Source organism: Lentzea roselyniae, from assembly GCF_039537795.1.
Lineage (GTDB): Bacteria > Actinomycetota > Actinomycetes > Mycobacteriales > Pseudonocardiaceae > Lentzea > Lentzea atacamensis.
Map to the genome: position 1 here is coordinate 1 of NZ_BAABBE010000027.1, position 18,674 is coordinate 18,674.

The 18,674-nt window shown below is 68.6% G+C and carries 22 protein-coding genes and 1 pseudogene; 8 read left to right on the forward strand and 15 right to left on the reverse strand.

The genetic code is table 11. The features are described from left to right. Positions 1-95: 95 nt before the first annotated feature. Complete coding sequence (locus ABFX45_RS35005; protein ID WP_346134741.1) at positions 96-770, forward strand: IS30 family transposase; 675 nt, start codon at positions 96-98, stop codon at positions 768-770. A gap of 218 nt (positions 771-988) precedes the next feature. Further along, on the forward strand, positions 989-1,168 hold the full coding sequence (locus ABFX45_RS35010) for a hypothetical protein (RefSeq protein ID WP_346134742.1): 180 nt from the start codon (positions 989-991) through the stop codon (positions 1,166-1,168). Positions 1,169-1,209: 41 nt separating this feature from the next. Here ABFX45_RS35010 and ABFX45_RS35015 read toward each other — a convergent pair whose 3' ends face one another. Next, positions 1,210-1,470 (reverse strand): hypothetical protein, encoded by a 261-nt coding sequence (locus ABFX45_RS35015; protein WP_109641551.1) that lies wholly within the window; start codon positions 1,468-1,470, stop codon positions 1,210-1,212. 820 nt (positions 1,471-2,290) lie between these two features. On the opposite strand from ABFX45_RS35015, the gene ABFX45_RS35020 reads away from it, so the two are divergent. Continuing rightward, positions 2,291-2,737: a hypothetical protein gene (locus ABFX45_RS35020; protein WP_346134745.1), complete on the forward strand. Its 447-nt coding sequence runs from the start codon at positions 2,291-2,293 to the stop codon at positions 2,735-2,737. A gap of 226 nt (positions 2,738-2,963) precedes the next feature. On the opposite strand, the gene ABFX45_RS35025 is transcribed toward ABFX45_RS35020, so the two are convergent. From ABFX45_RS35025 to ABFX45_RS35035, 3 genes are read right to left on the reverse strand one after another with little or no spacing between them, the layout of a single operon-like run. After that, a complete protein-coding gene (locus tag ABFX45_RS35025; RefSeq protein ID WP_346134746.1) occupies positions 2,964-5,138 on the reverse strand; it encodes a xanthine dehydrogenase family protein molybdopterin-binding subunit in 2,175 nt (724 codons plus the stop codon). Beyond that, positions 5,135-6,118 (reverse strand): FAD binding domain-containing protein, encoded by a 984-nt coding sequence (locus ABFX45_RS35030; protein ID WP_346134748.1) that lies wholly within the window; start codon positions 6,116-6,118, stop codon positions 5,135-5,137. The genes ABFX45_RS35025 and ABFX45_RS35030 overlap by 4 nt, the downstream gene beginning before the upstream one ends. Next, entirely contained in the window at positions 6,115-6,741 is a 627-nt protein-coding gene (locus ABFX45_RS35035) for a (2Fe-2S)-binding protein (protein WP_346134750.1), read from the reverse strand. Before ABFX45_RS35035 ends, ABFX45_RS35030 begins: the two co-directional genes overlap by 4 nt. A 108-nt stretch (positions 6,742-6,849) precedes the next feature. Here ABFX45_RS35035 and ABFX45_RS35040 point away from each other — a divergent pair, with 108 nt between their 5' ends. After that, positions 6,850-7,539 (forward strand): TetR/AcrR family transcriptional regulator, encoded by a 690-nt coding sequence (locus ABFX45_RS35040; protein WP_346134752.1) that lies wholly within the window; start codon positions 6,850-6,852, stop codon positions 7,537-7,539. A gap of 18 nt (positions 7,540-7,557) precedes the next feature. Here ABFX45_RS35040 and ABFX45_RS35045 read toward each other — a convergent pair whose 3' ends face one another. Both ABFX45_RS35045 and ABFX45_RS46615 read right to left on the reverse strand, forming a co-directional pair. Continuing rightward, positions 7,558-8,454, reverse strand: coding sequence for a dienelactone hydrolase family protein (locus ABFX45_RS35045; protein WP_109641557.1), 897 nt, complete (start codon positions 8,452-8,454; stop codon positions 7,558-7,560). Positions 8,455-8,586: 132 nt separating this feature from the next. Then, entirely contained in the window at positions 8,587-8,748 is a 162-nt protein-coding gene (locus ABFX45_RS46615) for a succinate dehydrogenase/fumarate reductase transmembrane subunit (RefSeq protein ID WP_428834273.1), read from the reverse strand. Between the two features lie 100 nt (positions 8,749-8,848). Here ABFX45_RS46615 and ABFX45_RS35050 point away from each other — a divergent pair, with 100 nt between their 5' ends. After that, positions 8,849-9,232, forward strand: coding sequence for an aldo/keto reductase (locus ABFX45_RS35050; RefSeq protein ID WP_346134890.1), 384 nt, complete (start codon positions 8,849-8,851; stop codon positions 9,230-9,232). Positions 9,233-9,453: 221 nt separating this feature from the next. On the opposite strand, the gene ABFX45_RS35055 is transcribed toward ABFX45_RS35050, so the two are convergent. Next, the gene (locus tag ABFX45_RS35055; RefSeq protein WP_346134755.1) at positions 9,454-9,894 is read right to left on the reverse strand and encodes a hypothetical protein; all 441 of its coding nucleotides are present in this window, start codon (positions 9,892-9,894) and stop codon (positions 9,454-9,456) included. Between the two features lie 148 nt (positions 9,895-10,042). After that, positions 10,043-10,630, reverse strand: coding sequence for a helix-turn-helix domain-containing protein (locus ABFX45_RS35060; RefSeq protein ID WP_109641561.1), 588 nt, complete (start codon positions 10,628-10,630; stop codon positions 10,043-10,045). Positions 10,631-10,651: 21 nt separating this feature from the next. Between ABFX45_RS35060 and ABFX45_RS35065 the strand changes: the two genes are divergently transcribed. Then, positions 10,652-11,152: a GNAT family N-acetyltransferase gene (locus ABFX45_RS35065; RefSeq protein WP_346134757.1), complete on the forward strand. Its 501-nt coding sequence runs from the start codon at positions 10,652-10,654 to the stop codon at positions 11,150-11,152. 75 nt (positions 11,153-11,227) lie between these two features. After that, the gene (locus ABFX45_RS35070; RefSeq protein ID WP_112226269.1) at positions 11,228-11,659 is read left to right on the forward strand and encodes a nitroreductase family deazaflavin-dependent oxidoreductase; all 432 of its coding nucleotides are present in this window, start codon (positions 11,228-11,230) and stop codon (positions 11,657-11,659) included. Positions 11,660-11,677: 18 nt separating this feature from the next. On the opposite strand, the gene ABFX45_RS35075 is transcribed toward ABFX45_RS35070, so the two are convergent. From ABFX45_RS35075 to ABFX45_RS35095, 5 genes and pseudogenes are all read right to left on the reverse strand, one after another. Then, positions 11,678-13,681, reverse strand: a complete 2,004-nt coding sequence (locus tag ABFX45_RS35075; protein WP_346134759.1) for a galactose oxidase family protein — start codon at positions 13,679-13,681, stop codon at positions 11,678-11,680. Positions 13,682-13,692: 11 nt separating this feature from the next. After that, on the reverse strand, positions 13,693-14,292 hold the full coding sequence (locus ABFX45_RS35080; protein ID WP_346134761.1) for a hypothetical protein: 600 nt from the start codon (positions 14,290-14,292) through the stop codon (positions 13,693-13,695). A gap of 153 nt (positions 14,293-14,445) precedes the next feature. After that, entirely contained in the window at positions 14,446-15,669 is a 1,224-nt protein-coding gene (locus ABFX45_RS35085; RefSeq protein ID WP_109641565.1) for an RNA polymerase sigma factor, read from the reverse strand. Beyond that, positions 15,666-16,004 (reverse strand): YciI family protein, encoded by a 339-nt coding sequence (locus ABFX45_RS35090; protein ID WP_211337744.1) that lies wholly within the window; start codon positions 16,002-16,004, stop codon positions 15,666-15,668. Before ABFX45_RS35090 ends, ABFX45_RS35085 begins: the two co-directional genes overlap by 4 nt. 220 nt (positions 16,005-16,224) lie before the next feature. After that, positions 16,225-16,506 (reverse strand): annotated as a pseudogene (locus ABFX45_RS35095) (helix-turn-helix domain-containing protein); the annotation flags it as partial. Between the two features lie 177 nt (positions 16,507-16,683). Here ABFX45_RS35095 and ABFX45_RS35100 point away from each other — a divergent pair. Continuing rightward, positions 16,684-17,031, forward strand: coding sequence for an SDR family oxidoreductase (locus tag ABFX45_RS35100; protein ID WP_346134763.1), 348 nt, complete (start codon positions 16,684-16,686; stop codon positions 17,029-17,031). A 123-nt stretch (positions 17,032-17,154) separates the two neighbouring features. On the opposite strand, the gene ABFX45_RS35105 is transcribed toward ABFX45_RS35100, so the two are convergent. Together ABFX45_RS35105 and ABFX45_RS35110 are read right to left on the reverse strand one after the other, a co-directional pair. Further along, positions 17,155-17,319 (reverse strand): hypothetical protein, encoded by a 165-nt coding sequence (locus ABFX45_RS35105; RefSeq protein WP_346134765.1) that lies wholly within the window; start codon positions 17,317-17,319, stop codon positions 17,155-17,157. 159 nt (positions 17,320-17,478) lie between these two features. Further along, positions 17,479-18,510 (reverse strand): S1 family peptidase, encoded by a 1,032-nt coding sequence (locus tag ABFX45_RS35110; RefSeq protein WP_346134767.1) that lies wholly within the window; start codon positions 18,508-18,510, stop codon positions 17,479-17,481. Positions 18,511-18,674: the final 164 nt, after the last annotated feature.

An 18,674-nucleotide genomic window follows, 5' to 3' on the forward strand; every position in this document is an offset into this window, starting at 1 on the left:
GGCGCATCGGGCAGCAACGGCTGCGCCAGCAGCCACAACGGCTCCGGGCACCACTTCTCCACATCGTTCATCGCTGATCAACGATATAGCCTACCTTGCAACACACCCAAACGAGATGCGGTCTAAGTCACGAGACGATCTATCGGTCGGTCTACGTCACGCGCTGGAAGGTGGTGCCTCGTGAGCTGTCCAAGCGGCTGCGGACGAGCCGCCCGATCCGGAAGAACAGGCGGCACACTGTAAAGGGCCAGTGGCGTTCCCAGATCACTGACGCCCGTCCGATCGAGGAACGGCCCCTGGCGGCGGAGGACCGCAGCGAGTTCGGTCACCTGGAGGGCGATCTGGTGATCGGGTCGAACAACAGTCAGGTCGCCACCCTGGTCGACCGGAAGTCGCGGTTCCTCACGGTCGTAAAGCTCGCCAGCCGCCACACCACCGTGGTCGTCCCCGCCCTGGCCGAGGCATACACCCGCATGGATCCCCGACTGCACGGCACGTTGACCTGGGATCGAGGTATGGAATTGGCTTCCCACAAGCGTTTCACCGCCGATTCCGGTGTTGACGTGTTCTTCGCCGCGCCGCGTAGTCCGTGGCAACGCGGCACGAACGAGAACACGAACAAGCTGCTGCGGCAGTATCTGCCCAAGGGGACGAACCTGTCGACGTTCAGCCAGGACGACCTCGACACCATCGCCGCGAAACTCAACAATCGGCCCCGCAAGTGCCTGGGATTTCACACACCGGCCGAGAGTGTTGCCTTGACCGGATGAATCTAAGTAGCGCGGGATCGCAGGCGCGGGCTCGACGCCCCACAGGCGGCGAGCGACACCGGCGACGGTGGTGTCGGCTGCGGCGCGATCATCGGGGTCAGTCATGCACCAATACCTGTACCGAGTCGAAAAGCGTGACGATACCGCCACGGCCCGACCGACGGCGGGGAACCCGAGCCGTCAAGGTGCCCAGACCGGCCTGTGGCTCTTGCCAGGCCATGGCAGAGGACCTCACAGCTGGTGCCGGAGAAGCGGACCGGCGCAGGGGTCACACGTACGGCACTGTCGTCAACACCGAACGCGCCGGCGTCGCGGTGTTGTGCGCTGACGCGACGGCGATGGCCCGCGGGCTCGCCACTCCGCCGGAGGGCATCAAAAACGAGGCGGTTGGCGGGTAACTCCCGCACACTCGCGCACGAGGGCGGCGGTGGGCTGTACTTCACCCGCGACGAGCTGGAACTTCTGCGGCCATCCACGCCGGTGTCACGCGGGGCGTTCCCGCTCTGGACGTCGTTGCCGCCGTTGCCCGGATCACTACGCTGGCCGCGGCACCCCACCAGCTCACGCCTGCGAACAACGGCCACCACACCGACTCGGTGACAGCGAGCAGCACGTTGCCCACCGCGCAGGACAGCAGCACGAGCACCGACAAGCCGAGCACCGCCTGTGCTCCGCCGCTCGTCAGGTCCCGCTCCGTCATGACGGTTCCTCGCATTCCTCCTGGTGTGGGTGTATCGCCCGCCGATCCGCTCGGTTACCGAAGGAGGTGAGGGTGCAACTTCCCCACATCGTGACCATGCTGATCCCCTGGAGGTCGAAGACCAGTACCGCAACCCCGCCCCCGAACTCGGTTGCGGCCCCGGTGCACCCCGCCGCGACGTGTGCGGCTACATGCAGCCGCACACCTCGACCGAGCCCGTGGCGCGGCGGAGTGTTCCGCGTCGACGGCGTGCCGGAGATGTGGTGAGCGGCGTTCGGCCAGACGGTACCCGTACTACGACCCGATCTCGACGCTTGGCGAGGCCGGCCAGAAGTGGTGGGCCGGCCAGACCTGATGGGCCGCGATGGCATGTTTTGCCGGTTCTCCTGTGACAGGCGATCGCGCCAAGGGCGAAGCAGACGCCGGAGATCTCCTTGACGATCACCGGGCGCCGGGTTCGGTGAGTCGAGGCCCGCAGCTGCGCCGTGCGGCCGCGGCACCTGCGCCCGCCGTCTCCAGCCGGTCGTCACACCGCACCGCTGACCCGCCCTGCCTGCGTGAACAGCTCCGTGATGAACGCGGCCCGAAACGTGTGATATTGGGGGTGACCGCGGGTGATGCGAGCGTGCGAACTGGACAAATGGCTGCGGGGAGTGGCGGGAAATTCACTCTTTCAGTACTACGAAGGGCTGGTATCGGCGCCTTGCCGAAGAAACGTTGACAGAGGGTGAAAATGCGGCCGATGGTGCGCGTGGCGCGAATTCTATTCAGTAGTCACGATGGCACATGTGAGGGGGGCACGTCCGATAGGAGTGCAAACATGTTCACAGGATTCACGAGGGCCGTCACGGCGATTGTCGCCGGTAGCATGCTCATGCTGTCGGGGGCGACCATGGCGACCGCGGATGCCGCTTCGCAAGCGCGACATGCCGCAGCGAAAGTGCAGATGAAGCATGATCAGCTGCAGAGGGCCCTCGAGGCTGAGGACTTCCGCACCATCTCTGTTCGCCTCGACCAGTTGCGCCCGATCCTGGACAGCATTGCAGGTCAGAGCGGGTTCGACAGCTCCATGGAAGAACTGCGGGAAGCGAGGCTGGCCTCCGCCGAGCTGGACGCGAAGATCGAGCAGGCGGAGCTGGCGATGCTGTCCAATCCGATCGAGATGATCATGGGCCTGGTGCAGAGCCTGCTGAAAACCCTGCTCGGGCTGGTCACCAGCCTGCTCGGTGGCGGGCTGCCGCTGCCGGTGGGCGTTTCGCGCACCTGAAAGTTATTTGGTCCGGAATCTCTCGTTGTTCCGCATTTCGCGGTACTTTTCACCGGATCGGACTGCCGACAAGAAGGTGTTGGCGCAGGCGGTGAGGCCGGAGTCCGGGTTCTCGCCGTCTGCGCCGACCTTGCTCAAGGTTTCGGCAGCCTGACCAACCTGGGGTCTGCCGGGAATACGAGTTTGTCGACTATTAGTCGGTCCAGTTCGAGCAAGACGCCCTCCTCTACAGCAGCTTGTCCTGCGTGATCGGCAGGTCTCGGACGCGCCGGCCGGTGGCGTGGTAGATCGCGTTGCCGATGGCGGCGGGTACGCCCGTGATCGGCGTCTCGCCGAAGCCACGTGCGCCCAGCGCGGTGCTTCCGGGATCGGGCTCGTCGACGAACAGCGCTTCCAGTGCGGGAGGAGCGTCCGCGCACACCGGCACCAGGTAGGTCGACAGGTTGGGGTTGACCACCCTGCCGCTGTTCCGGTCGTAGACCGTGTGTTCCATCAACGCGTGGCCGATTCCCCAAGTGACGCCACCGATCACCTGCCCGCGCGCGGTGCGGCGGTTCATCACCCTGCCGATGTCGTGGGCTGTGACGACCCGCGTCACGCGGACCGAGCCCAGTCGCGCGTGGACACGGACTTCCGCGAACACCACGCCGTAGGACAGGCCTGGGAGGTTGGGCCCACTGCCGGTCGCCTCAACCGGCTCACCGGCCCTGCTCACCACAGCGCGGTAGCTGTCCCGGCGTTGGTGGTTCCGGGTGTGGATCAGGTGACCGTGCCTGGTTTCGACCTCGTCCGCCGGGACGCCGAACAACGGGGATCGTTCGTCGGTCACAGCGAGCCGCACGACCGCGTCCCGTGCGGCTCTGGCCGCTCGGTCCACCGGGCCGCTGACGCTGGCGATCGTGGCCGAAGCGGCCGACAGACCGGCGACCGGCAGGGCTGTGTCGCCGATGTGCGCCTGGATGACGTCGAGTGGCACGCCCATGGCGTCAGCGACGATCTGGCTGATGATCGTGTACGTGCCGGTGCCGATGTCCTGGGTGGCTGTGCGGAGCACGACTTTGCCGTCGACACCGACCGTGACCGAGGCATTGGACGGCATGGCACCGAAGGTGTGCATCTCGGTGGCCATCCCCCACCCGACGTACTCGTCGCCGTCCTTCGTCGCGCCCGGCTTGCGCTTGCGCTGCGACCAGCCGAACGCCTGGGAGGCCATGTCGTAGCACTTGAGCAGGTGCTTGCTGCCGAACCGCCGGCCGGTCTCCTGGTTGAAGTCGGTGTGGTTGCGCCTGCGCAGTTCCAGCGGATCCATGTCCAGCGCCCAGCTGAGTTCGTCGAGAGCGGTTTCCAGTCCGAAGTGGGCTGTCGTCTCCGGCGAACGCATGTAGCTGGAAGTGGCGACGTCGAGCCGCACGCCCTCCTGCCGGACGTGCACGTTCGGGCAGTCGTAGAGCAAACGTGCCGATTCGCTGGCGTTGAAGATCGCCTCGTCGGTGTTGCTCAGCTGAGCGGTTGTCGTGTCGAGGATGGCGGTCAGCTTCCCCGCGCGGGTGGCACCGAGCCGAATGTGCTGACGGAACTCCGAACGGTGACCTGCCATCGTGTACATCTGGGCGCGACTGAGCACCAGCCGGATCGGGCGGCGCAAGACCCGCGCTGCCGCGGCGTTGATGATGGTGTGTGACCAGAGAGGCCCCTTCGCACCGAAGCCGCCGCCCAGATATGGGGCCACCACCCTGACGTTCTCGACCGGCAGCGCGAAGACGGCGGCGATCGTTCCCTTGGTGAGGTTCACGCCCTGCGCAGTCTCGTGCAGCGTCAACCGGTCGCCGTCCCACTGCGCAGTGGTGGCGTGCGGCTCGATCGGGTTGTGATGCCGGGTGGCGCTCGAACAGCGGGCTTCCACGCGGATCTCAGCCCGCTCCAGCGCGGCTGCCGCGTCACCGCGCTTGATCTCGTTGGGCCGGTTGCGGAACGGTGGTGGCAGGTGCGGTGGTCCAGCCGCGTCGTCGATCACCACTCGCGGCCGCTCCGCGCGGTAGCGGACGGCTACCAGGGCGGCGGCCTCGTGCGCCTGCTCGACCGTGTTCGCGACCACGATCGCCACGGGCTGACCGACGTGGTGAATCGCCGTGTCCTGCAACGGGATGAACCCTTTGAGGTAGGGGAACGGCGGCACGGTCAGCCGCGGCATGTCGCGATGCGTCAGCACCGCGACCACACCCGGATGAGCCAGAGCGGCCGACGTGTCGATGTCCGTCACCTCGCCCTTCGCGACCTCACTCGTGACCAGGAACCCGTGCAGGGCACCGGGAACCGGGTCGTCCGCCGGGTACCGGGCGGCACCGGTCACCTTGACCCTGCCGTCGACCCGCGCGACCGGGCGTCCCACCAGACCCGTCATCGCAGACCTCCCAGATCGAGCAACAGCTCGGCCAGCGCACGCTGCACCAGTTCGACCTTGAACTCGTTGTCCTGCCTAGGCACGGCCTCACGTACGAGCACGCGGCCGGCCTGTTCGACCGTCGCCACCGTCAGGTTCTTCCCCCGCAGTTCCGCTTCGGCCTCGGTGGAACGCCAGGGCTTGGTCGCGATCCCGCCGAACGCCAGCCTGATGTCGCGCACGAAGTGCCCGCGGAGGTCCAGCGCGGCCGCGACCGAGACCACGGCGAACTCGAACGTGGCGCGGTCGCGCAACTTGAGATACCGCGACCTCCTCGCAGTCGGGTGCCGCGGCACCTCGACCGCGGTGATGAGCTCCGCGGGCCGCAGAGATGTTTCGACCTGAGGCGTGTCGCCGGGAAGGCGGTAGAACTCACCGACGGGAATCCGGCGCGCACCACCTGGTCCGAGCACGTGGACCGACGCGTCAAGCGCCGTCAGAGCCACCGCGAGGTCGGACGGGTGGGTGGCGATGCAACTTTCGCTACCGCCCAGCACCGCGTGCCCTCGATTCCACCCCTGCAAGGCGGGGCACCCGCTGCCGGGCACGCGCTTGTTGCACGCCGACCCGGTGTCGCGGAAATACCCGCACCTCGTGCGTTGCAACAGGTTTCCGCCCATCGTGGCCATGTTCCGCACCTGCGGCGACGCGGACGCCAGCAGTGCCTCCGCGAGCACGGGGAAACGAGCGCGGACCGCGTGGTGTTCGGCCACCTGCCTCATCCTGGCCAGCCCGCCGATGCGCAGGCCGCTCGCGGACTCGGTGACGCGAGCCAGGTCGAGCTTGTTGACGTCGATCAACTGCTGGTGGTGCTGCACCCCGTCCTTCATCAGGTTCAGCAGATCGGTGCCACCCGCGATGAACGCCGCTCCAGGTGTCCGGCCCGCCAGACGGACGGCTTCGGCGGAGTCACGTGCCGAGGCGTAGCCGAAGGACCTCATCCGCGCACCTCCCGTGCCGCGTCGGCCACCGCGGCGACGATGTTCTGGTAGCAGGCGCAGCGACAGATGTTGCCGCTCATCCACTGCCGTATCTCTTCCTCCGACCCGGTGTGGCCTTCCCGGATGCACGCGACCGCGGACATGATCTGTCCGGGTGTGCAACCGCCGCACTGGAACGCGTCGCGGCGGATGAACGCCTCTTGCACGGGATGCAGGCGGTCGCCGTCAGCGAGTCCCTCAACAGTCGTGATGGCGCTGCCTTGGCGCATCACCGCCAGCGTCAGGCACGACTTGATGCGCTCGCCGTCGACGAGAACAGTGCACGCGCCACACTCCCCGCGGTCGCAGCCCTTCTTCGTACCGGTCAGCGCGAGACGCTCACGAAGCGCGTCCAGCAGCGTGACCCTCGGCTCGACCGTGACGGCGTGCTTGCGCCCGTTGACCGACAGGGTGATCTCCATGGCCTCCGCCACGCCCCCGGCCGTCGTCGGTGCGGCTGCCGGCACGGATGAGGCCGCGACCGCGGGCGCAAGCACGAGCGTGGCGCCGGCAGCCGCCACAGCCGTGGACTTCAGCACGGTCCGGCGCGTGTGGGTCGTCGCAGGGTGAGGTGACTCGGGCACCGCTCCTCCTCGACTGGATTGATGTAACAGCGGTACAAGAAGTTGGGTAACACCGCTAGCGTAGCCCGCCGATCTAACGTCGACAAGTCCGAGCTGTAACATCACTACATGGCGAGTTCGACTCGAGAGCACATCCTCGAGGTGACGACAGCGCTGCTCAGCGACGTCGGCGCTGCAGCGGTGTCCGTTCGTGACGTGTGCCAGGCCGCAGGCGTCACGGCACCCACGCTGTACCACCACTTCGGAGACAAACAGGGCCTGCTGGAAGCGGTTGCCGCACAAGGCTTCGAGCGCTACCTCGCCACCAAACAGGGCCATGGGCCGTCGGCTGATCCGCTGGCCGACCTGCGAGCGGGCTGGGATCGGCACGTCGAGTTCGGCCTGACGCACCCGGCGTTCTACCAGCTCATGTACGGCCCCACCGGCAGCCGCACACACGCCGCCGAGCAGCAGGGACTGCAGATCCTGCACGCCATGCTGGTTCGCCTCGCGGAACAGGGGCGCCTGTCCATGACACCCGACGAAGCGGTTCCGGTCATTCACGCCGCGTGCGTCGGAACGACGTTGACGATGCTGTCCAACCCCGACAGCCCCTCACACCGAGGACTGTCGGAGCGAGTGCGTGACGCCATCTTCGCCGCGGTCGTCACGCACCAGTACTCCGACGACGATCCGGCCACGACGCTGTCAACGCAGGCAGGCACTTTGCTCGCGACGCTCGCCGGTCAGCACGACCTGGACCTGTCACCGGGCGAGCGGCTTCTCCTCACGGAGTTGCTGACTCGCTGGGTCCGTTGACCCGCACGCGGCAGGTGCCTAGTGGCGGTTGCCGACAGCGTCGAACCAGTTCAGCGTCCTGCGCCAGGCCTCCGTCGCGCCGTGTGGGTTGAACCGCGCTCCGGTGTCGTTGAAGAAAGCGTGATCGGCCTGGGTGAAGGTGAGGAGTTCGTATTTCAGCCTCGCTGCTTCCAGAGCTGCTTTGGCCGCCGGCCGGGTCGCGTTGACCCTGGCGTCGAGTCCGCCGTACACCCCGAGCACCGCGGCGCGGGAGCCTTGGAAGTTCCCGCCTTCCGGGAACGGCCCGTAGTAGGCGGCACCCGCTGCCAGGCGTGGCTCGTCCGAGGTGAGCAGGCGCCACACCATGTTGCCGCCGAAGCAATAGCCGACCGCACACAGTTTCTTGTCGCGCACGCGCCGCTTGAGCTCGGTCAGGGCGGCTTTCATGTCCGCCACGAAACGTTCCGGCGGGATCCGCGACAGCGCGGCCGCCACCTCGGCTTCACCGGGGAACGCCCCGGTGCCGCCCTCCTCGGACAGCAGGTCGAGCGCCAGTGCGGAGTACCCGCTGGCGGCGAATCGCCCGGCGACCGTGCGGATGTGCTCGTTCAGCCCGCGGTTCTCGTGGATGACCAGCACGCCACCACGGGGCTTTTCGGCGGCCGCCCAAGCAGCCATCAGCGGCACGCGGGGTCCCTCGAACGTGATCGGCTGATGAGGGACGGGAGCCCAACTCGTCTCGGACGAGGAACGTTTGCCGCGCTCCGGCTCGGCTGCCGCCGCGGTACCGGAAGCGAACGCGGACAGCAGCCCACTCGCTGCCGCACCGGTCACCCCGAGCAGCCCGAGGCGGCGTACCGCTTCCCTCCGGGTGATGATGCCGTCGACGAGGTCTTCCGCGACCTCTTCTGCGAGATACCGCTGAATCTCCGTCATGGCTACTCCCAACAGACTCTGCGAGAGTGGCACCGGCGTGGGCCGGCAGCCCACGGTGTCCGGACGAGAATAGACCTCACAGACAGGTGCTGGCAGTCCGCAGCGCTGTCTGGACGCCTGTTCAGCGCCAAGTCACCGGCGCGCACAGTCCGCACAGCACGAGAAGACGGGCACCAGCAGCGCCGCGGCCATCCCGCCGCCGCTGAACAGCGGCCACACCAGCGGTTCGGGCGAGCCGTTCGACCCGCCCCCTGCATCTCGTGAAGGCGGTCTCGAGGAACGCCGCCAAGGCATTCACATTGGCTCGCCACTGCTCGAATGCTCCTCCGCGAACCGTTCCCTGCTCGTTTGGCTTCTCCGTCCGCGCATCGGCTCGTGTCACAGCAACGCCCAACTGGACGTCAACACCGGAGGTCGCCGCGCACCGCGAGCCACCCCGGCACAGACCGCGCTGGCATGGCTGTTGACCCGCGGCGACGACATCGCCCCCATCCCCGGAACCCGCCGGGTCGCGCGCGTCGAAGAAAGCACCGCCGCCGACAGCGTTGAACTGAGCGCCGCTCAGCTCGACCGCCTGAACAACCTCACCCCGGCCGCAGGCGAGCCCCACGACGAGGCGAACATGGGCCAGCATCCACCGCTGAAGAACTTCGTCCACTGGTACAGCCGTTACCTGGCGGCCGAGTTCGGCGAGCGCGGGTCGTTTCCGTCTCTCCGGGGAGCTTCGACACCGCGATGGGGAGCCTGGAGGAGAACCACGGCGCCGGCGAGCCGGTGAACGAGTGCTCTGAAGGAGCTCATTGACCAAGACCGCGCAGATCACTCGACGGTGTGCGACCTGATCCCCAACGCGGAGCACTGGCGGGTGTCGGCGTGTGAGGCGCAGGAGCTGCAGCACGCGATCATGGGCTGTCCAGAACTGACGCTGCGGGGTGTTTGTGCTTTCCTTCGAGTGTGCTTGATTCCTCGGCGCTCGAGCAGGTTGTCCAGGCGGCTCGTTCACAGCTCGCGTCCGGTGCCGGACACGATGAGGTGATCGGCCTGCTCAGGCAACGCGGGCTGCGCAAGATCGACTGCATCAGGGTCGTCCAGGCAGCAATCGGTCTTTCGCACGGAGAGGCGAAACGGCTCGTCCACCACAGCCCGGTGTGGGCCGACCGTCGTGAGGCCGACGAAGCGGTTGAGGAGATGTTCTGGCGCGCGCTGTTCATCAGCGCACTGGTCGGGGAGGCAGAGGTCACCGCGCCCGCCGAGGATGTGGCGGAGTGTCATGAGCGTCAGCAGCGGGCCAGAACCCAACTGCACCAGGCGGCCGCCGGCCTGCCCGATGAACTGTTGACCCGCTACCGCGAGTCGATGGCCGAGAACTTGCTCGGCCGGGCGTTCGCGGCGCTGGTGGCGGTGGGGCAACAACACGGTGCGCCCGAGCAGTGCTGGCATGCGCTGGCCGCGGTTGCAGAACCTTGTGCCTCAACGAACTCCTCGGTGAGGATGAACCTGGGGCCGACGCCGGTGACTTTCTGCTGGCGGCCTACGCGGTTCGACAGCTCGCTGGTCCCCCTGGTTAGCTGCGGCCGTCCGACTCGGGTCACGGGAGGACGATCGCGAGGACGTAGCGGGCCGGGTCGTCGCCGCGACAGCGCCACCGTGAGCTGCCCCAGAGGCGGAAGCGCAGGCAGTCCCCGGCCCGGACCTCGTGCACCGCGCCGTCGGCGGTGACCTCCAGTGCGCCGTCCAGGACCCAGACGTGGTGTTCCAGGCCTGGTACGGGTGAGCCGTCGTAGGCGATGTCGGCGCCGGGTCGCAGAGTGACTTCGAGGACCTCGCCGCGCAGTCCGGCCGACGGCGGCGACACGGACCTGCGGGTGATCCCGGCGTCGTCGTCCCGCCACACGGTCTGCCGGTCGGCGCGCACCAAGGGCGACGGTGCCGGTTCCACCTCGGCCAGCAGTCGTGACATCGTCAGCTCGTAGGTCGCGCACAGCTTGCTCAGCAGCGCCGTTGTGGGACTGACCTCCGCGCGTTCCAGCCGCGACAGCGTCGATCGGCTGACTCCCGAGCGTTGGGCGAGGTCTTCCAGCGACCACGCCCGTTCGGTGCGAAGCTCGGCGAGCCGGGCGGCCAAGCGCAGCTCCAGCTGGTCTTCGTGGTCAGCGCCACCTTCTGGGTGTCCCATATCGGGGATACTATCCCGAATATGGGACACCAGGATGCAGCCACGTTGACGATCGAACCCGACGACCTCACCCGCCAGCCGGTTCGGGACCTGATCAGCGAGCACCTCGCCGACATGTACGCGACCTCGCCCGCCGAGAGCGTGCACGCCCTGAGCCACGCGGACCTGCGTGAGCCCGGCGTGTCGTTCTGGACCTCGTGGAGCGAGGGGGTGCTGCTCGGGTGCGCCGCGCTGAAGGAACTCTCCCCGATCGAGGGGGAGATCAAGACGATGCGCACCCGGCCGGAGGCCCGCGGCCGAGGCGTGGCCGCGCACATGCTCGCCTTCCTGATCGAGGAGTCCCGCAGGCGCGGCTATCGCAGGATCAGCCTGGAGACGGGCAGTCAGGACTTCTTCGCGCCGGCCCGACGCCTCTACGCCCGGCACGGATTCGTGTCGTGTCCGCCGTTCGCCGACTACCGTCCGGATCCGACCAGTGTGTTCATGACGCTCCGCCTCACGACTTCCCCTGCAGATCGCTGACGTCCCAGTCGATCGGGCGCGGTGCCGGTGTTGCCACCGGGAATGCGAGCGGCGTGGAAAATGTTGATCGTGGACATGGCAGACGAGACCGTCGAGCTCAGCCCCTCCGACTGGGTGCAGAACCAGACCAAGAAGATCCTGGAAACCGGGACCACCGAAGGCGTCCTCGTCCTCGGGAGGCCGATCGTGCTGCTGACCGTGCGCGGCGCGAAGAGCGGCAAGCTGCGCTACACGCCCGTCATGCGCGTCGAGCACGACGGGCGTTACGCGGTGGTGGCGTCCAAGGGCGGCGCGCCCGAGCACCCCACCTGGTACCACAACATCAAGGCGCATCCGGAGATCGCGTTGCAGGACGGCACGGTCACGAAGAACTACGTCGCCCACGAGGCCGACGGCGCCGAACGGGCCGAGTGGTGGGAGCGGGCTGTCGCGGCCTACCCGGCCTACGCCGAGTACCAGGAGAAGACCGACAGGCAGATCCCGGTCTTCGTCCTCGAACCGAAGTGACGGGCGGGCCGCGGGAGCTCAGCCGATCCTGACCGGCGCCGCCACGCTCGGGGTGCCCGCCTGGTCGAGCGCGAACAGCAGGTAGTTCCCGGGTGGCGCGGTGCCGGCGTCGGACGGGATCGCGGCGCGGTACGAGGTGGCCGACACGGCGGTCGAGGACAGCGGGATCCGGCGCTGGTCGTTGTCCACCGAGTGGGTCGCCGCGCTGATCCGCGTCAGCGCGAACCCCTCGACCGCCCGGTCGGTGCCGATGGTGACCGCGGACCCGTATGCCGCGGTCGGGGGCGCTGAGGTGATGACCGGGCGCGGCTTGCGTGACCCGTCCGGGTTCAGCAGGCAGGGCGGTACGAAGATCTGCCCGTCCGGGTGGTTGGTGGCGCACTTGCCGCACATCCCGCCACCACCGGAGAACACCGTGCCGTCGGGCAGCAGGTTCGCCACGCTGTGGTAGTTCCGCGGGGTGGCCATCGGGGCGAGCTTGGTGAACCGGCCGGTCGCCGGGTTCCAGAGTTCCGGCTCCAGCACGGAGGTCTGGTCGCTGAACGGCACGGGGCGGCCCTGTCCGCCGACCACCACCACCGTGCCGTCCGGCAGTACGACGCTGTTCACGTACGCGCGTGCCTCCGCCATGTCGGCGACCCGGCGCACTGCCGGCGTGCTGCCGTTGATGTCCACTGTGTACGCGGCCTTCGTCGCATCGGCGTTCTCGTACGCGGGCGCCCCGCCGAGGGTGAGGATCTTGCCGACGTCGTACATGACCGCGTTGCCGTTCATCGCGTCCCCGCCCCTGGTGCCCGCGGCGGTGACCTTTCCCCGGCCTGCGGTGTCGATCCAGTGCATCTTCGCGCTCGGCCCCGCGTGGAACACCCGGCCGCCGCTCGCGGCGAAGAGCCACGCGTGGTTGTCCGCGCGGAAGGCACCCGCCGGGTCGGCCGTCAGGAACGGCTCCGGCCGCACGTCCGGCAACGACCGCCAGCGGTTGTCCTTCGGTGAGAACACCTCGCCGGCCTTGCCACCGCGTCCCCCCGACCACGAACCGCCGACGGTGAAGGCCTCGCCCGTCGACAACGTCGTCTGGCCCTGATAGCCGCGACTGATGTTCATGTCCGGCGCACTGGTCCACGCGTCCGTGCGCGGGTCGTAGACGCTCACCTTCTTCGCGTTGCTGCCGCCGGTGACGAGGATGCGGCCGTCGGCGAGCATCGACGTGCCGGGGCAGAACATGTCGTGGCCGGTGTTCGCGACCCGGCGGCCGCTGACCTGCCCGGTGGTGAGGTCCATGATCGCGGTCTGCGTGTAACCGTTGGCGCCGCCGAAGTTGTCGGCCGCATAGGCTGACCACGTGAGCAGCTTGTTGTTGGGCAGCACCGCCGAAGCGGCCGGCACGATGGGGAATCCCAGGGTCGGTCCCCACGTGCCCACGGCACTCGGATCACCCTGTGCCGGTGGCCGCGGTCCTGGATCACCCAGCAGGTCGATCTCCGCGGCACTCGCCCAGGCGCCGCGCTCCCCCGCCTCCGACAACGCGGTGAGCCGCACGTAGCGTGCCGTGCTCACGGCGAAACCGATCGTCTTGACCGCGGCGTCGTCGGCCAGTGTGCCGGTCACGACGGGCTCGCCCCAGGTGGCGCCGTCCGCGCTCAGGTGGATCTGGTAGCGGCCGATCCTGCCGTTCGCCCGGCCGGTTCGCGGTGTGTAGACGAGCCCGGACACGCGCTGGGTGGTCCGCAGGTCGACCGTCAGCCAGTGCGGGAACGGCGTGGCCGTCCGCCACCGGCTGTGCCAGATCGTCGCCGGGTCACCGTCCAGCACGTTCGCGGCCGGGTCACCGGCGGTCTCCTCGCTGCTGGCCGTCGCGACCCATCCGGTCCTCGGCAGCTTCTCCGCGGCCGGGATCATGGCCGCGGCAGCGATCTTCACGTGCTGATGGTGGTCGTGCGCTCCGGTTTCGCCTTGCTGCGCAACATGGACGTACGACAGGACCGCGGCCGCGATCAACGCGAGGTGGATCGGTCTCGCCACTGTTCTTCGCTTCATTCCTTGATCAGCAGAGCAGGTGCTGCAACAGTTTCGAGCGAATTGAGATGGAGGTGCCGATCGCTGTCGAGCGCCGCGTCCACAATGGACCTGAACCCGTTCGGTCCTGCCGTGGGCACCGTCGGCGCGTTGCCGCGGCCGTTGCACGGCGGCCCCCACAGGCCGAGTTTCTCCCGCGCCGCCGCCGTTTCGGCCTCGGCGAGCGGGCCGGCCGCGCCCTGAGCACGCAGTACGCCCTGCCTCACGGCGAGCATCGCGTAGTCCGTGCCGTCCGGTAGTTCCAGGTTGGCCTCACCGGGCGTGATGCTGGAGAACCGCACCGGCTGGTTCAGCAACGTCTTCTTCGCGAAGTCGAGCGCGTCCGCCGCCCAGCAGGCGGCGGGCGGGGCGAGCATCGAGATCCGGACCCGCACGCCGTTCGCGAACTCGACCGTGCGGCCGTCGACAACGCCTCGCACCGGCACGCCCTGAGGCCGTTGCTCGGTCCGGGGTGCCGGCCGCAGCGGGGAACGGTCGACAGGCTCCGGCTCCGGCGCCGGGGCAGTGCAGGCGGTGGCGAGCAGAATCATGAGCACCATCAAGTGCTTTCGCGCCACCAGCCACTCGCTTCCACGGTAATTGAAACTTTGACTACCGTATCCGGAACTCGCGCGTGTTCAATCAGCCGTTCGGAGTTGATCTAGTGGGCGAAGCGGTCCAGTGGAGTCGGCCGGAATCCACAAAGGAGCGCAATCACGGGCACGGGTTGGTCAGAGTGCGCGCAACCTGGCCGCACGCAGCATGAGATAGCGCTGTTCTGGCAGGCTGGCGGTCATCCTCGCCGCGCGCGAGTACGACTCGCCGGCCGCGGTGAGGTCTCCCGCTTGTTCGAGCAGGTGCGCCCGGACCGCTTCGAGGCGGTGGCTCTGCGCCATCCGGTCGTCCGTCTCGAGCGTGCCGAGCATGGCGAGGCCGGCCCGCGGCCCGTGCACCTCGGCGACGGCGACCGCTCGGCTGAGCGTCACGATCGGGCCCGGCGCGACCTGAGCCAGCACGTCGTACAGGGCGAGGATCTGCGGCCAGTCCGTGTCGTGCGCGGTGGTCGCTTCGTCGTGCACCGCGGCGATGGCCGCCTGCAGCTGGTACTGGCCGATCGGACCGGTGCCCAGCGTCCGCTCCACGAGTGCCACACCCTCGGCGATCATCGCGGCGTCCCAGCGATCTCGGCGTTGCCCGGCGAGCGGCACGATCGCTCCGGCCTCGTCCGTTCGTGCCGCCCGGCGTGCGTCGGTGAGCAGCATCAACGCCAGCAAACCGGCGACCTCGCACTCGCCGGGCAGCAGCCGGTGCAGGACTCGAGTCAGGCGAATCGCCTCGGTGGTCAGATCCGCGCGGCCCAGTTCTGGTCCGCTGCTGGCGGTGTAGCCCTCGTTGAACATCAGGTAGAGCACGTGCAGCACGACGCTCAGGCGCTCTGGCCGGTCCGCCTCCGACGGCAGTTCGAAGGGTGCGCCGGCCGCGCGGATCCGTTGTTTGGCGCGGCTGATGCGCTGCGCCATCGTGGCCTCGGGCACGAGGAAGGCCGCCGCGATCTCGGCGGTCGTCAGCCCGCCCACGGCACGCAACGTCAGCGCGAGCTGGGAAGGCGCCGACAGCGCGGGGTGGCAGCACAGGAAGAGCAACGCGAGGGTGTCGTCCTGGTCGGGCACCACGATCTCGCCCGCGGGTTCGAGCGCCGTGACCGTCACCTCGCGGCGGCGGCGGGCGCTCTCACTGCGCCATCCGTCCACAAGGGATCGGCTCGCAGCGGTGAGCAGCCAGGAGCGCGGCCTGTCCGGCACGCCGTCGACCGGCCACTGTCGCGCGGCATCGGCCAGCGCGTCCTGCACGGCGTCCTCGCACGCGTCGAACTGCCCGTGCCGGTGCACGAGCGTGGCCAGGACCTGCGGCGCGAGTTCGCGCAGCAGGCCCTCCAGGCGACCGTACGAGCTCACAGGTGCATGACCTGCCGGACTTCCATCGGAAACTCGGTGTACTCGACCACGCGCGCCGCGATCTGCAGCGCCCGTTCCTCGGTGGCGTCGATGATCCAGTAGCCGGCCAGCGACTCCTTGATCTCCGCGAACGGCCCGTCGGTCGGCACCGGCACGCCGCCCTGGAAGCGCACGGTCTTCGCCTGGCTCGGGTCGGTGAGCTTGCTGCTGGCCACGAGCTCGCCGGAGTCCCGCAGCTCCTGGTCGAGCTTCATCATGTGCTCCTGCATGCCCGTGATCCACTCGGGCGTCCGGTTCTCCAGCGTGGCGCCGAGGCCTCCGAACATCATGATCATGTACTTCACGTCGCTCCCTTCGCCGGCACCCGGATCGGGTGCTCGCCTGTGGTCGGAGCGGTCACCCGGTTCTCGACATCCGTGACGCCGCGTCTGCGTTTGAGTTCACCGCAGATCGGAATAGATCACCAGCGTGTGATCGGGCTGCTCGGCGAGGTGGAACGCGGACACCGGCCACCTCGGGGGGCAACGGCTGGTCGACGTAGACCGCTGCTGTTCGACCGGCCAGCCGGAAGAGGTGGTCGCGCTCGCTCCGGCCGAGTCTCAGCGCGGAGGCGAGCGCCCCGAGCACCTGGTCGGACGCCTGAACGTCCCGGCCCTGTTCGAGGTACGTGTACCAGGTGGCGCTCATCCCGGCCAGCAGCGCCAGCTCCTCCCGGCGCAGGCCAGGTGTCCGCCGGCGGGTGTCCGGCAGGCCGACCTCGGCCGGGGTGAGCCGCGCCCGGCGGCTGCGCAGGAAGACTCCCAGCTCGTGACGGCGCTGCTCGGATGATTCAGGCATCGAGGCTCGCCGGGTCACGTCCGTGCAGACCCGCACGGACGTGACCCGGCGAGACGACCTGCACTCGTTGGTCGCACTGGCCCATGACCGGTTCGGCCGGCTCGACGTGCTGGTCAGCAACGCCGGGCCGGGCCGATCTCGCCGCTGGAGGATCTGCGCGTCGACGAATGGGACGAGATGGTCGACATCAACGTCCAAGGCGTGCTGCACGGAATCGCGGCCGCGCTGCCGGTGTTCCGGGCGCAGCGCACCGGGCACTTCATCACCACTGCCTCCACCGCGGCCTTTCGCATCGTGCCGACGATGGCTGTCTACGCGGGCACGAAGTTCGCCGTCCGGGCGATCTGCGAGGGCCTGCGCCAGGAGGCCGGCGACGCGCTGCGGGTGACCACCGTGTCACCGGGGCCCGTCCACACGGCTTTCGCCGAGGCGTCGACGAACCCGGAAGTCCGCACGCGGATCTCGGAGATGCGCGACCGGATCGCGATCCACCCGGCGCGATCGCCAGGGCCATCGCGTTCGTGATCGAACAGCCCGCCGAGGTCGACGGAACGAGATCGTCGTACGACCGGCAGCCCAGAGCTGAGTCGAACGTCCGCTGTGGACTCTCTCGGTCCCTTCTGCCACGGCGGCAGCGGGATCTTCTGCTCACAGGCCTTCCGCGACTCGTCGAGCTCCTCCCCGGCGGGCTGCGGACGCCCCTGCCCGGCGGGACGCGACTTCTGGTGTGTCCTTCTGGCCGGTCGGCGTGCACGCGGTCAGAGCGAGGCCCGACAGCACGACCGCCGTGAACGCGGAGAAGACGGGTTTCATGTGGACATCACCTTTCGCCAGGCCCGCAACGCGATGACGCGGCGATCGTCGACGACGAACGTGTGAAACCTGTGATGAACCGGTGATGCCGAGAGATCGTCTCCGCGCCCGCCCGGTGTTCCCGCTCGAGGAACACCGGGCGGGACTGCGCCGCAGGACTCAGTAGACGCGCACGCCGTAGGCGTTCAACGCCTCGACCACGGGCTGGAAGAACGTGGTTCCACCGCTGGAGCAGTTTCCGCTGCCACCCGAGGTGAGGCCGAGCGCGGTGTTGCCGGCGAACAGGGAGCCACCGCTGTCACCGCCTTCCGCGCACACGGTGGTCCTGATCAGTCCGTGCACGGTCGTGCCGTCGCTGTAGTTCACTGTCACGTTGAGGCCGGTCACCTGGCCCGTGCGGAACCCGGTCGTGCTGCCGCTGCGCCCGACCGACTGGCCGACGTACGGGTTGGCCGCGCTGGAGATGTCACGGGTGGTGCCGTTGTAGAGGTTCACCGCTCCGGGCCGCGCGATGCCGCTCGTGTAGCGGATGAGGGCGTAGTCGTTGCCGGGGAAGCTGCTGCCCTCGCGGGTGCCGATCACCTGTCCCCCGGCGGCCGACCAGGTGGCCGCGGCGTTGGCGCAGTGGCCGGCGGTCAGGAACCACGCGGTGCTGCTGCCCGGGCGGTTCACGTTGAACCCGAGCGAACAGCGGTACGGGCCACCGTAGATGGCGTCGCCACCGGTGATCGTCGTGGTGAACGCGCCGGGCACGTGCTCCAGCCGTGCCGTGTCACCGAGCTCCGCGAGCAACCCGCGCAGTTTCGCGAGCTTGTCGCCGGTCACCGTGCTGTCGGCCGACACCAGGACCTGGTTCGTCTTCGGGTCGACGCCCCACGACGTACCGGGGATGGGGACCGATCGGTTCAGCTTGTCGGTCGCGGCTTTCAGCACCGCACCGCTGCGGGCGACGAACCGGGGCACGGCACCCGCGGCGCGCACGGAGCGAGCGGTCTCGGCGTCGGTCACCGCGACCACGAGCCTGCCCGTGGCGGAGTCCTGGTAGGCCCCGGCGGTGCGCTCACCCAGTTGCTCCGCCACCGCGGTGGCGAGATCGGTGGTTGCGGCCACCGCCACGTCGGCGGACGCGGACGGGGTGAGAGCAACGCCCAGTACCAGGGTGGCGGCCAGGGCGGTCAGACGGGATTTCATCGCGATCCTCCTTGGTGCAGGGGAACACGCCGTTTTGGGGCGTGCCAAGGAAAAGACCTGAACGAGGCCACCTGTGAGAGCGCGACCACACTTCGGAGTGTACGACTGGTCGCCCTGCGCGGACTACGGCGAACGATCCAACCGCGGCCGGACGGCTCGATTTG